The 14,662-nt window shown below is 72.8% G+C and carries 4 protein-coding genes; all 4 read left to right on the top strand.

The window, feature by feature from the left end; genetic code table 11:
• The first annotated feature begins 186 nt into the window (after positions 1-186).
• The 4 genes from E4T13_RS00840 to E4T13_RS00820 are packed head-to-tail and all read left to right on the top strand — an operon-like array spanning position 187 to position 14,626.
• A complete protein-coding gene (locus E4T13_RS00840; RefSeq protein WP_137176369.1) occupies positions 187-1,872 on the top strand; it encodes an ATP-binding cassette domain-containing protein in 1,686 nt (561 codons plus the stop codon).
• Positions 1,869-4,055 (top strand): peptidase domain-containing ABC transporter, encoded by a 2,187-nt coding sequence (locus tag E4T13_RS29595; RefSeq protein WP_170984727.1) that lies wholly within the window; start codon positions 1,869-1,871, stop codon positions 4,053-4,055. Before E4T13_RS00840 ends, E4T13_RS29595 begins: the two co-directional genes overlap by 4 nt.
• Positions 4,052-5,380 (top strand): HlyD family type I secretion periplasmic adaptor subunit, encoded by a 1,329-nt coding sequence (locus tag E4T13_RS00825; RefSeq protein ID WP_137176368.1) that lies wholly within the window; start codon positions 4,052-4,054, stop codon positions 5,378-5,380. The genes E4T13_RS29595 and E4T13_RS00825 overlap by 4 nt, the downstream gene beginning before the upstream one ends.
• A 6-nt stretch (positions 5,381-5,386) precedes the next feature.
• Complete coding sequence (locus E4T13_RS00820) at positions 5,387-14,626, top strand: Ig-like domain-containing protein (RefSeq protein WP_137176367.1); 9,240 nt, start codon at positions 5,387-5,389, stop codon at positions 14,624-14,626.
• The last annotated feature ends 36 nt before the right edge of the window (positions 14,627-14,662 follow it).

Genomic DNA, 14,662 nt, shown 5'->3' with positions numbered 1-14,662 from the left:
CGCTGCGCGGTAAGGGCTCGCTCTTGACGCAGCCTGGGCTTGGCGGTCGCGCTGCGCGCGTCGCCGGCTTAACGGCCACTTAGCTTTCCGCCCCTAGGCTCCCGGTCGACCCGCCGCTCCCTGGCCGGGCTGGCTGATCGGGTGCTGCCCTTGCCCCCTTCCCTTACCGCACTCGATCCATCGGGCATGGGTCCACCGCGGCAGCGGCGCGCCGCAGGCCGGCATTGGCTTGCTGCGCCGCTGCGTGAAGCACTGCGCCTGCATGGCGCGCGCACCCTGCCCGCGCTGCTGCTCGCAACCCTGCTCGTCACGCTGCTGGCGCTGGCGCTCCCTGTCGCGCTGCTGCAGGTCTATGATCGCATCCTGCCGCAGGCCGCCACCGGCACGCTGACGCTGCTGGCCGGCGCGGTCGCACTCGCCGTGTTGCTGGAGCTCGCGCTGCGCATCGTCCGCGCGGAAGTCCTCGGCCGGCTCGCCGCCGTGGCGGAGGCGCGCGCTCAGGCGGAGGCGATGCGCCGCATCGCAGGCACCCCCGCCGCCGCCTTCGAGGCGCATGGCAATGGCTGGTACTCCGAACGTCTTGCGGCCATCGGCACGCTGCGGGAAGCCTGGTCCGGACCGGCTCTGCAGGCCATCCTCGATCTGCCCTTCGCCGGCCTCTACCTGCTCGCCATCGCCGCCATCGCCGGACCGCTCGCCGCGGCGCCCGCGGGGCTGCTCGCCGGCGTGCTCCTGCTGGGCTGGATCGCAGGAAGACGCGTGCGAAGGCGGGCGGAGCGCCTGGCGGCAGCGGAAGAGCGCCGCTTCAACTTCCTCTTCGACGTCCTGCAGGGACTGCATGCGCTCAAGCTGCTTGGCGCCGAGCCTCTGCTGGAGCGGCGATACGAAAGGCTGCAGGACACCACGGCGGCACTGCGCCGGGACCTCTCCGGCGCCATGGCCGCGGCGCAGGAAGGCGGCCTGCTCTTCGCGCATCTCGCCACCATCGCCACGGCTGCCTGGGGCTGCCTGATGGTGCTGGACGGCGCGCTGACCGTCGGCGGCCTCAGCGCCTGCGTTATGCTCGCCGGGCGCTCGATGCAGCCGCTGCTCGGCGGCGTTGCCCTTTGGGTGCGCTGGCAGACGCTCTCCGATGCCCGCCGCCGCATGGCGGAATTGGCGCTGCTGCCGCAGGAAGCGCGTCCGGGCCTGCCGCCGCTGCGCGTGCCAGAGGGCCGCATCAGCCTGCGCGCGGTGCGGTTCGGCCGGCTGATCGGCGGCGGACACCTGTTCGACGACCTCTCGGCCGAAATCCTGCCCGGGGAGTTCCTCGGAATCACCGGGCCGAATGGAAGCGGCCGCTCGGCCCTGCTGCGCCTCATCGCCGGCGAGGCGAGGCCCGAGGCCGGCGCGGTGCTGGTGGATGGCCAGGACCTCGCGCGCCACGACCATCTCGCCGCACGGCGCACGATCGCGCTGGTCCCACCCGACCCGGCGCTGGTTGCCGGGACGCTGATCGAGAACCTCACTCTCGGCGAACCCATCCTGGAGGAGCGTGCGATGCGCTTCGGCGCCGCGCTCGGGCTGGACAGCGTGGCGGCGGCGTTGCCCGGCGGCTGGCATACACCGGTCGGCACCGGCGGCATGCCGCTGCCACGCGGCGTCATGCAACGCATCGGGCTGGTGCGCGCCCTCGCGCTGAAGCCGCGTATCCTGCTGCTGGACGATGTGACCTCGCAGCTCGATGCGGAGGGCGATGCGCGGCTCGGCAAGGTGCTGGCGCAGCTTCGCGGAGAGGTCACCATCCTGCTGGTGAGTCACCGGCCCTCTGCCCTCACGCGGGCGGATCGCGTGCTGCGTATTGCCGGCGGCCAGCTCGAGGCCGTGGCGTGAACGCTTTCGTCCACCAGCCGCTCGCGGACGTCACGCCCGCGCTCACCGGCGCGCTGCCCGGCCGGTTGCGCGTCGCTCACCCCCCGGGCATCGAGGAGACGGACCTCACCCGCTGTCTCGCTGCCCTGCTCGGGCTCCTGCACTGGGAAGGCGGGCCGGAAGGCATTCTCGCGGCGCTGCCGCATGCCGAGCCGCAGCCCGATCTCACGGATATCCGCAACGCGTTGGCGCGGCTCGGCCATCCCACGCGGGCGCTGCGCCTGAAGCGCGGGCGGCTCGATGTGCGGCTGCTTCCGGCACTGCTGCTGCGGCGCGGCCACGCGGCTTCGGTGCTGTATCGCGACGAGGCGGGGACGCTCCTGCTGTTCGACGGCGCCACCGGCCTGACCGGTGCCTGGCGCGGGCGTCGCCTGTCAGGCACGCTCTACGTCCCGGTTCCGCACGAGCCGCCGCGCGCACGCGAGAGCTGGATCGGCATCGTTGCCCGTCGCTTCACGCCGGCGGTGCCGCTTCTTCTCGGCCTGTCGGCGCTGGTCACTCTGCTCGGCCTGGCGGTGCCGGTCTTCACCATGCTGGTCTTTGACCTGGTGGTGACCGGGCGGCAGGCCGACGCGCTGGCCATGTTGCTGCCGGGGGTGCTGCTGGCGGTGCTGGGCGAGCTCGGCTTCCGCGCCTTGCGCCAGCGCGCGCTGGCGCGCATCGGCGAGCGCCTCGACCGCCTGGTGCCAGAGGGCGTCTTCGCGCAGCTCATGGCACTGCCGGCGGCGCTTGTCGAACGCGCGGGAACCGCCGCGCAGGTGTCCCGCCTGCGCGACTTCGCGGGTATCCGGGAAATGCTGACGGGCGCCTTCGCCCTCGCGGTGCTGGACCTCCCCTTCAGCCTGTTCGTGCTGGCGCTGCTGCTGGCCCTCGGGGGCTGGATCGCATTGGTGCCGGTGATCGCCGCGCTCGCCTTCGCGGCGCTGTTCCTGGTCACCCGCGGGGCGGCGCGGCGCGCGATCATTGGCGCATCCCAGGCCGGCCAGGCGCGCGAGGTGCTGGCAATCGAGTTGCTGGAGGCGCACCGCACGCTGCGCCTTTCCGGCGCCACGGACCGTTGGGCCGATGGCTATGCCGCCGCGTCCGCCGCGGCAGCCCTCGCGTCCGCCCGCGCAGCCGCGGTGAACGGGCGCGTGACGGCCACGGCGCAGGCGATCGTCACGCTCTCCGGCCTCTGTGCGATGGTGCTGGGCGTCGGCGCCGTGCTCGCCGGTGGAATGACGCCAGGCGCGCTGATCGCGGGCATGATGCTGATCTGGCGCGTGCTCGCGCCGATGCAGGGCGCCTTCCTGATGCTCTCCCGCTGGGAGCAGACGCGCGCCTCGATCCGCCAGGTGGATGGCATGATGGCGCTGGAGACCGAGCGGCCGGTGGCGCAGCGCGCCCTGATGGCGGGGCCGGCCAGCGGGGATGTCGTGTTCCATCGAGTCGCGCTGCGCTATCTCTCCCAGGCCGAACCTGTACTGGCGGGGGCGAGCTTCGCGATCCGTCATGGCGAGGTCGTTGCCGTCACCGGCGGGGACGGCGCAGGCAAGTCGTCGCTGCTGAAGCTCGTCGCGGGCCTCTATCGTCCGCAGGGCGGCGTGGTGCGCGTGGGCGGGCATGACGTCCGCGCCTATGACCCGGCCGTGCTGCGCCGCGCGGTGGCCTATGTGCCGCAATCGCCGCATCTCCTCTACGGCACCATCGCGCAGAACCTGCGCCTCGCCGCACCGGAGGCGACCGACGACGCGCTGCGCCGCGCCTGCGCCGAAGCGCATGTCCTGACGGCGATCGAGGCGCTGCCGGGGGGCTTCCGGACGCGCGTAGGCGACAACGCGACCGGCAGCCTGCCGCGCAGCCTGCTGGTGCGCATTGCATTGGCGCGCGCGCTTCTGCGCGACGCCCCGGTTCTGCTGCTGGACGAGCCGGTGGCAGGCCTCGACGAGGCGACAGCGACCGCCTTCGCCGCGGTGGTCGGTGCGCGCCGCGGCCGCGCGACGATCCTGATGGCGACGCACCGGCCGAGCCATATGCGCCTGGCTGACCGCGTGCTGCGCATTGCCGACGCAACCGTCGAGGAAGTGCCGGTGCCCGGTGCGGGCCCCTCGCCCGCCGCGCCGCTTCGCCTGCCTGTCTTCAAGCCCGCGGGACGCCCGACATGAGCCGCATCCTCGCACTGCCGGAGCCCAGCCGCACGCCCCGGCCCGATCGCCATGTGCTCGCGCTGGAGGAAGTGCGGCTGAAGGGCGTGGAGCGCGCCACCATCCTGGGCGCCGCCGCGCTGGTTGCCGCCTTCCTCGGCTGGGCGGCCCTGACGCGACTGCCGGAGATCGCGGTCGCACCTGGCCAGGTGGAGACCTCGCTCGCCGCAGCCCCCGTGCAGCACCTCGAAGGCGGGATCGTCGCGGCGGTACTGGTGCGCGAGGGCGAGCTGGTTTCGCAGGGCCAACCGGTCCTGCGCCTGCACGATGCGGCGCCGCGCGCGGAGCTCGGCCAGATGCAGGTGCGCCTGGATGCGCTGCGGCTGCAGGCCGAGCGGCTGGAAGCGCTGGCGGCGGGCGCCGCGCTGCCAACGGCAGGCGCCGCGACGCAGGGGCTGCTCGGTCCGCAGCGCGCCGCGCTGGAGGCACGACTCGCCGCACAGGCGGCGCGGCGCGTGACACTCGCCGAGCAGGTGGCGCAGCGCCGCAGCGAGGTCGCCATGCTGATGGCGCAGGCCGGGGCGCTGGACCGGCAGGTGGCGATGTTCCGCGACGAATTGGCGACCCGCCAGGCCTTGTCACGCGATGGACTCACGACCCGCATCGCCGTGCTGGAAGCCAATCGCCTGCTGCTGGGTGCCGAAGCCGAGCAGGAGCGTGTCACCGGCCAGGCCGCAACCGCCGCGCGCGGGCTAGCGGAGGCAGAAGCGCGCCTGGCGGAAGCCGGCTCCACCGCGCTCGACGAGGCACGCACGGAAGCGGCACGGATCGCGCAGGACATCGCAGAGACAGAATCCGCCATCATCCGTCTCGAGGACCGGGCCGAGCGCGTGCTGCTGCGCGCGCCGAGCGCAGGCGTGGTGCGCGGACTGGCAGTCACGCGCCCCGGAACCGTGCTCGCGCCCGGCGCGCTTGTCGCGGAGATCCTGCCCGCCGACGCGACCTTGGTGGTGGATGCGCGCATCACGCCGCGCGACATCGGCTTCATAGAGCCCGGGCAGCCGGTGACGGTGAAGGTGCAGGCCTTCGACTTCTCGCGCTTCGGCACGGTGGACGGCGTCGTGCAGCGCATCTCCGCGGGCAGCTTCCTCGACGAGCAGAAGCAGCCGCATTGGCGCGCCCGCATCGCGCTGTCGCAGGACCATGTCGGCCGCAACCCTGAACTCGCACGGCTCGTGCCGGGAATGATCGTGTCGGCCGAGATCACCACGGGACGGAAGACGGTGCTGCAGTATCTGCTGAAGCCGCTCTACGCCGCCGTTTCCACCGCCTTCCGGGAGCGCTGACCAGCCATGAGTGCGGAAACGCAGCAGCAGCCCACGGAAGGCAGCCTGCTCTCCGACGGTGCCGTGCGCCAGTTGCGCGCCACGGTCCGCGGCCTGCAGAACGAGGCGCCGCCCGCCCCGGCCATCCTGGTCGGGGCAAGCAGCGCCGCGGTCGGCGTTGGCCTGTCAAGCGATGCCGCCGCCACGCCGGCGGCAACGGCGCCCGCCGGGGATGGCGCGGCCAGGACGACGGGTCCACGCGCAGGGCAGCAGGACGCTGCAACCGTCCCCGCGACACCGGCCATCGGGGCCGTGGCGGCGACGCCCGATCCGGTTGCGCCAGCGCCCAGGCCCGCGAGTGCCCCCGCTCCGGGCAATGAGGGGCAAAGCGCCGGGCTGCCGCTGCCCGCGGCCATGACCGCCCTCGGTTCCGCGGCGGCGCTCTCGCAGGCGGCGCCGCTGATGCTGCCCATCGTCGAACCGGTACCCGAGACCGTCGCGACGGCCGGCGAGGTCGCCGTCGGCGGCTCCAGCGCACCCGAGTTGCCGAAGGCACAGCCCGACGCGCCCGGCGTCCATGCCCAGGCGGCCGTCACAGGGTCGGGCAGCGGCGCGGAAGACGAATGGATCACCATCGCGGCCGGCTTCGCCACGCCCGACGACGACGGCTCCGAACGTCTGCTCGACACGGTGCGGATCGAGGGTGTCCCGCCCGGCGCGCAACTGTCCCGGGGCAGCGAGGTTGCGCCCGGCATCTGGGAGGTCGCGACCGCCGACCTGCTCGCCGGCCGCATCGCCATCCGGCCGCCCGCGGACAGCGACGCGACGATCCGCCTGACCCTGCGCGCCATCGCGGAGGATGTGGACGAGGGCGGGCGCGACACGCGCGAACTGACCGGCCTGGCGGAGATCCGCATTGCAGCAGTCGCGGACGCACCTGTGGCGACGGCCGAGGATATCTCCGGCGCCGAGGACCGGGCCATCCCGCTCGACCTTTCCGCGGCGCTGACCGACACGGACGGCTCGGAGCGTTTGACACTCGCGATCCTCGGCGTGCCGGAGGGAGCGGCGCTCTCCGCCGGCATGCGCGACGCGGATGGCAGCTGGAGCGTCGCCCCCGCGGATCTGCCAGGCCTGAGGCTCACGCCGCCGCCAGACTTCGCCGGCATGATCGCGCTGACGCTGCGCGCGACGAGCACAGAGGCGGCGAATGGCGACGCCGCCGTGATCGAGCGCCGCTTCACGGTGCGGGTCGATGCCGTGGTGGATGGCGGCGCCATCCACGGCAGCGCCGCGGGCGAGGAGGACCGGCCGATCACTCTCTCGGTCGGCTTCGGCCCGCTCTCCGACGCGTCGGAGCGTTGGGCCGACACGGTGCTGATCCACGGCGTACCGCCCGATGCGGGCCTGGACGGCGGAACGCCGCTCGGCGCGGGAAGCTGGCGCGTGGCCCGCAGCGATTTCGAGGCGGGCCGAATTGCCCTGACGCCGCCCCCGGACAGCGATGCGGCCATCGCGCTCCGCATCGAGGCGCAGGTCCTGGAAGCGGATGGCGCCGCAGCCACCATGGCCGCACCGCTGATCGTCGCCGTCACCGCGGTGGCCGACGCACCGCTGGTGAGCGTCGCCGAGACCGCGGGAGCGGAGGATGGCGTGATCCCGCTCGACCTCGCCGCCGCGCTGTCCGACGCCGATGGCTCGGAGCGGCTGTCGCTCGTCCTGCTTGGCGTGCCGGAGAGGGCGACGCTCTCCGCCGGCACGCGCGGCAGCGATGGGGGATGGCGCCTGGATGCCGACGACCTGCCGGGGCTCACCCTGGCGCCGCCGCCGCACTTTTCCGGCACGCTGGCGCTGACCCTTCGTGCCACCGCGACGGAAGCCGCGAATGGCGATGCCGCCCTGCGGGAGCTCCCCTTCACCGTGACAGTCGCGCCGCGGGCCGAAGCGGATGCCGCGCTGACGGCCGGCGGCAGCGGCGCGGAGGATTCCTGGATCCCGATTGCCGCGGCCTTCGTCACCGCGGATGCTGACGGCTCGGAAGGTCTCGCGGACACGGTCCTGATCGCCGGCCTGCCCAGCGGTGGCACGCTCAACCAGGGCGTCGAAGTCGCGCCGGGGCAGTGGTCGGTCTCACGCGCGGAACTCCTCGCAGGCCATGTCGCGCTGCGTCCTCCCGCCGATTCCGACACGGGCTTCGCGCTGACGCTTACCGCGACGCTGCGCGACACCTCTGCCGACGGGGTGGACACGCGGCAGCTGACGGCCCGGGCCGAGATCCGCATCGCCGCCGTTGCGGACGCGCCGCTTGCCGCCGCGGAGGATGCCGCGGGGGACGAGGATCGCGCGATCCCCCTCGCCCTCTCCGCCGGGCTGGCCGATGCGGACGGATCGGAAAGCCTGGCGATCGTGATCCTTGGCCTGCCCGAAGGCGCGACGCTCTCCGCCGGGACGCGCAATGCCGATGGCAGCTGGAGCGTGCCGGCGGCGGATCTCGCGGGCCTGTCGTTCACCCCGCCGCGCGACTTCGCCGGCGATATCCCGCTGACGCTGCGCGCCACCACCCGAGAAGCCGCGAACGGCGACACGACCAGCGTCGAACACCGGTTCACGGTCAAGGTCGCAGCCGTGATGGACGGTGCCGACCTTTCCGCCACCGCGTCCGGCGCCGAGGACAGCGCCATCCCGATCCTGGCGCATTTCGGTGCTTCATCCGATGCATCCGAGCGATGGGACGACATCGCCCTGGTCCGTGGTGTCCCCACGGGCGCGCAGCTGAACCGCGGCGAGGATCTGGGGGACGGCGTGTGGCGGGTGGACCGGGCCGCGCTGGTCGCGGGCGCCATCGCCATCTCGCCGCCCGCCGACAGCGATGCACCGATCCCGCTCACCATCGAGGCCGTCCTGCGCGACACCGAAGGCGATGGCGCGGCAAGCACCGTCACCATCGCCCTCACGGTGCAGGTCGCCGCGGTCGCCGATGCGCCTATCGTCGGCGCGGTCGATGCCTTCGGCGCGGAAGACGCAGCGATCGCGCTGGATCTCGCCGCGGCGCTGACCGATGCGGACGGATCGGAGAGCCTGGCGCTGCGGATCCTCGGCGTGCCCGATGGCGCGACGCTGTCGGCCGGCCTGCGCAATGCCGACGGAAGCTGGAGCCTGGACCCCGCCGATCTGGCAGGGCTGACGCTCACGCCGCCGCGCGACTTCGCCGGCGAGATCGCACTCACCTTGCGCACCACCAGCACCGAGGCGGCGAATGGCGATGCCGCCACGGCGGACCGCGATTTCACGGTTCACGTCGCGCCCGTCGCCGATGCCGCGACGATCACCGCTGGCGGCACCGGCGCGGAGGATGGCTGGATTGCGATCCGGGGCATGCTCGCGACCACCGACCGTGACGGATCGGAGACGCTCGGCCCCACGCTCACCATCGGCGGTGTGCCGGACGGCGCCACACTCAGCCATGGCAGCGAGACCGCGCCGGGCATCTGGACGGTGCCGCGCGCGGCTTTCGAAGCCGGAGAGCTCGCGATCCATCCGCCGGCCAACTCGGATGCGGACATCACGCTGCGGATCAGCCTGGCCGTGAACGACGGCGCCGACAGCAAGGTCACCGAGGCGAGCGCGACCATCGTCGTGCGCGCCGTGGCCGATTCCCCCACCGTGCAGGTGGCGGACGCCGCCGGGAGGGAGGACACGCCAATCCGGCTCGCCGGGCTCGGCGGTGCGCTGACCGATACGGACGGGTCCGAGACGCTGAGCTTCATCGTCGTCGGTGTACCTTCGACAGCGCGTCTCACCGCTGGCACACGAGGCGCCGACGGGTCCTGGAGCCTGACAGCCGCGCAGCTCTCCACCGTGTCGCTGTTGCCGCCGGCGAACTTCTCAGGCCGGATGGATCTCTCCCTGACCGCCGTGGCGACGGAAGCGCGCGACGGCGCCCCGGCTGCACGCACCACGGCGCCCTTCACCGTCACGGTGGACCCGGTGGCGGATGCCGGCCGGATCACCGGCAGCAAGGCCGGCAACGAGGATGGCTGGATCCAGCTCAAGCCGAGCTACAGCACGCCCGATGCGGACGGTTCGGAAAGCTGGTCGGCAACGACGCATGTCTCCGGCGTGCCGGCCGGCGCCATGCTGAACCGCGGGACTCGGACCGCACCTGGCGAATGGGCGGTGCCAACCGCCGATCTGAAGGCCGGCCTGGTCAGCATCAGGCCACCAGCCGACAGCGATGCCGATTTCAGCGTCACGCTGCGCGCCACGCTGTCCGATGCAGGCAACGGCCTGGTCGTGACGCGCGAGATCACCGGCAGCTACGGCGTGACCGTGCGCGCGGTGGCCGATGCACCGCTTGCCGCCGCCGCCGACAGCGCAGGGGCGGAGGATACCGCCATCGCCCTCGATCTCTCGGCCGCGCTCATCGACACCGATGGATCGGAAGCCCTCGCCCTGCGGATCCTGGGCGTGCCGGGCGGCGCGACGCTCTCGGCCGGCGCGCGCAATGCGGATGGAAGCTGGAGCGTCGACGCGGATGCCCTCGATGGCCTGACCATGACGCCGCCGCGCGACTTTTCGGGCAGCATCGCGCTCACCTTGCGCGCCACGACGACCGAGGCGAGGGATGGCACAAGCGCCACGGTCGAGCGCAGCTTCGTCGTCACGGTGGACGCCGTCGCGGATACGCCGACGCTGCGCACCGGCCCGGCCATCGGCCTCGAAGACAGTGACATCGCGCTGCGCATCTCCGCCGCAGCCACCGACAGCGACGGCTCGGAGCGCATCGCTGCGTTCCGCATCCTGGACGTTCCCGACGGCGCCGTGCTGCGGGCCGGGGGGGCGGTACTGGCGCGCGAGCCGGACGGCAGCGTCCTCGTGGATTCCGGCGCCGCGCCCAGCCTCACCGTCACGCCGCCGCCGGACAGCGACGCCGACTTCACCCTCCGCATCACGGCCATAGCAGAGGAGCCGAATGGCAGCCGCGCCGAGAGCGCGCCGCGCGAGTTGCCGGTGCGTGTGGATGCCGTTGCGGACACGCCGATCTGGCTGCGCGTTGGCGCCGAAGGCGCGGAGGACAGCGCGATCCCGCTGGACCTGTCCGCCCGGCTGGGCGATGCGGACGGATCGGAGCGTCTCTACTACGTCATATCCGGCGTACCCGACGGCGCCATCCTCTCCGCCGGACGCTGGCGTGGGCCGGGAAGCTGGTCCTTGACGGCGGACGAGGCCGCCGATGTCACGCTGACACCGCCCGCCGACTTCAGCGGCACGATCACGCTCACCGCCGCGGCGGTGGCGCAGGAAGGCAATGGCGGCGCGCAGGCCGTGTCGAGCGTCAGCTTTCCGGTGCGCGTCGCCGCCTTGCTCGACAGCACCAACTGGTCGGCGACGGCGCGGGGAGCGGAAGACACGCCGATCCCATTGAACCTCGCTGCCCCGCTGCGCGACCGAGACGGATCGGAGCGCATGGTCGGCGAAGCGGTGGTGGAGGGCATCCCGGCGGGGGCCGTGCTCCGCCTGGCAGATGGCAGTGTGGTGGCCACGACCGACGGCGTCGCACGCATTGCGGTTGACCGCCTGGCCGGCACGACGATGACCATGCCGCGCGACAGCGACCTCGCGGCGCAGCTGACGGTGCGCGTGACCGTGCAGGACGAGGATGGAACAAGCGCGAGTCTGCGCGGGATCGTCACCGTCGATCCATCGGGCATTGCGGACACGCCGGAACTGAAGGTCGAAAGCGTCGGCATGTCCGGGCACGGAAGCAGCGATCCGTCCAGCGGCTGGGCGGGCCTGCCGATCCGCGCCGCCCTGACGGATACGGATGGATCGGAGGCGCTGCATCTCTGGGTGCGCGACGTCCCCGCTGGCTTCCTCCTCTCGGCCGGCGTTGCGGCTGGTGATGGCGTCTGGCTGCTGCGGGAAGCCGATCTGCCCGGCCTGCAGATCCGCCCGCCGGCGGGCTACGAAGGCAGTGCGACCCTGCGCGTGCAAGCCGTCGCGGTCGAACGCGAAGGTCACACGACCACGCATGTCAGCAAGCTCGAGCTGACGGTGAAGGCGGCCGAGGGCGAAGACATCGGCGACGGCAAGGACGAGCCGGGTGGCGGAGGCGATCCGGTCCCGCCCGCCGCCCCGAAGCTGCAGGTCGCCGCGGCGGAGGGATCTGAGGACACGACGGTGCCGCTTGGCATCGTGCTGGTCGCCGCGGAACCGGGCACGACGCTGTCGGTCATCGTCTCCGGCCTGCCTGCCGGCGCGCGGCTCTCCACCGGCTTCCACGACCCCGAACGCGACGTCTGGGTGCTGCGGCCTGAGGAACTCGACAGGCTGCTGGTCATTCCGCCGCGCGACTTCGCCGGCGAGATCACGCCGAAGGTGACCGCCTTCGCCATGGACGGGACGGGTCGCACGACGAGCACCACGGACAGCGCCTCGCTGCACGTCGAAGCCGTCGCTGACGGGCCGGCTATTTCCGCCGCGCCGCCCGCGAGCGCCGAGGATGCAAGCGTTCCCCTCAACCTCGCGATCGCCGGGCGCGACGCAGATGGCAGCGAAGGCGTCGTCGCCGTCACCCTCTCCGGCCTGTCTGCCGGTGCGCGCATCGCGCCCGCGGCAGGCATCACCGCGAATGGCGACGGCACCTGGACGGTGGACCCCAGCGCAATCGCGGCGGTGCGCCTGATCCCGCCAGAGAACGCGCATGGGACCTTCGGACTGACGGTGACCGCAACGGTTCGCGAGGAGTCCAACGGCGCCACCGCCACCAGTTCGCGCAGCGTCAGCGTCAGCGTCTCGCCGATGCCCGACGCGCCCACCGCCAGCGCCGCGGACGTGACCGGCACCGAGGACCAGCCGATCGCACTCGGCCTGGCGGCGGCGCTCGTGGATCGCGACGGGTCGGAGGCGATGTCCGTGGTGATCGCGGGGCTGCCGGAAGGCGCGCGGCTTTCCGCCGGCATCAACAACGGCGACGGCAGCTGGACGCTGACGCCGGCGCAGCTTGCCGGGCTGAGCGTCACGCCACCGGGCGACTGGTCCGGCAGCATGGCGCTGACGCTGCATGCCCATGCGATGGAGCGCAGCACGGGCCAGGTGGCCACCACCTCCGTGCCCTTCCGCGTCTCGGTCCTCGGCTCGGCGGATGCACCGCTGGTCGATGCGGCGGCGACCGCCACCGGCGAGGAGGACACGGCAATCAGCCTCGACATCGTGGCGCGCCTCACCGATAGGGACGGGTCGGAGACGCTGGCCCTGATCGCCACCGGCGTGCCGGCCGGCGCACAATTCTCGGCTGGTTACGCCAATCCCGATGGCAGCTGGACAATCCCCGGCGACGCGCTTGCCGGCCTCGCCTTCACGCCACCACCGCATTTCGCCGGCACCTTGCGGCTCGACTTTGCCGCCACCGCCTCGGAAGCCGATGGCGATGCGGTCGCTACGCGATTCCAGCTTGCCGTCACCGTGGACCCGGTAGCGGATGCACCGCTGCTCTCGCTTGCCGCCGTGGCGGGGGCGGAGGACACCGCGATCCCGCTCCACCTCGCGGCGACGCTCGCCGATGCAGACGGATCGGAGAGCATCGCGCGCTTCCTCGTCGCCGGCATGCCGACGGGCGCCACCCTCTCCGCCGGCACGCGCGGCTCGGATGGCGTGTGGACGCTGACGGCGGAACAGGCGGCGACCGTGACGCTGACGCCGCCACCGAATTTTTCCGGCAGCCTTTCTCTCTCCGTCACCGCCGTGTCGCAGGAAGCGGCGAATGGCGACCAGGCGCAGGTGACCGTGCCGCTCGACGTGGTCGTGACGCCGGTCGCTGACGCGCCGAACCTCGCGCTCATCCCCGCCACGGGCGCCGAGGACAGCGCCATTCGCCTGCCAATCGCCGCCACGCTCGCCGACACCGACGGATCGGAAAGCCTGGCGCGCTTCGTCGTCGCGGGTGTGCCCGATGGCTTCGCGCTGTCCGCCGGCACGCGCGGCGAGGATGGGCAGTGGACACTCACACCCGCCGAAGCGGCGATCGTCGGCGTGATACCGCCCGCCGACTGGTCGGGCCGCTTCGAACTCACCATCACGGCCGTCGCGCGCGAGAACGCCACCGGCGAGGAGGCCAGCCGCAGCGCCATCCTGCCCGTGACCGTCAACGCGGTCGCCGATGTGCCGCTTCTCTCCGCCGCAGACGCGAGCGGCGCCGAGGATCATGCCGTTTCACTGGACCTCTCGGCGATGCTGGCCGACACGGACGGTTCCGAAAGCATCGCCGCCGTCACGATCAGCGGCCTGCCCGCGGGATTCGCGCTGTCTGCCGGCACGGCGCTCGGCGCTGGCCTGTGGCGGCTGCAGCCGCCGGATCTGGATGGTCTTCGCCTGGCGGCGCCGGCAGACTGGCATGGCACGCTGGCGCTCTCGCTGAACGCGACGGCGCATGACGGCTCCTCCACGGCCAGCGCCGCGCGCAGCTTCGCCGTCACCATCACACCCGAGAATGATGCGCCGGTCCTCACCCTTGCCGCAGCGACGGAGGCGGCGACCGGCCAGCAGCGCGCGGTCATCCTCGCCGATGCGGCCATCACGGATGTGGACAGCCCGCGCATGGGGAGCGCCACCGTCACGCTTGCCGGCGCGGAGGAAGGCGACGGTCTCGTCTTCGAGGGCTACGACATCCGCGAGGAGGACGGCCGCAGCCTGCTCGGCGACACGGGGATCGCCATGACCCGCGCGCCGGATGGCACCGTGACCCTGTCGGGCCCGGCGGCAGCCGGGACTTATGAGCGCGTGCTGGAATCGCTCGCCATCGAGAATCCCGCGGGCCTGTCCGCCGGCACCCGCGGCATCGCGGTGACGCTGCGCGACGAGGATGGCGCCGCAGCCGGCACGCGCAGCGTCGCGCTCGACATCGCCCCCTCGGTCATCCATGGCGGCGACACGGATGCCCATCTCTCCGGCACCGCGGGGCATGACAGCTTCCATGGTGGCGTCGGGAACGAGACGATGGCCGGTGGCGCCGGCGCGGACCTCTTCATCGTCTCCGCCGGGGGCGGGCATGACCGCATCGAGGGCGGCGACGGCAGTTGGCTGGATCGGGTGCATGTGGAGGGCGTCGGTGCGCCCGGCGAAGGCGGGTGGACCCTCGTGCTCGATGCGGGGGTTTCGGTGACGCAGGGCGACCGCGCCTTCGACTTCGCCGAGCCGGCCAGCGGCACCATCCATTTCGCCGACGGCGGGCAGGTGGAACTCGCGCAGATCGAGCGCATCACCTGGTGACAGCCGGCGCGAAAGCCACGCGTCGATCCTTGTTCC

It is taken from the genome of Roseomonas sp. AR75, from assembly GCF_005222815.1.
Taxonomy (GTDB): domain Bacteria; phylum Pseudomonadota; class Alphaproteobacteria; order Acetobacterales; family Acetobacteraceae; genus Falsiroseomonas.
Note: the sequence above shows the minus strand (reverse complement) of the source record. Positions and strands in the feature narration are given on the sequence as shown.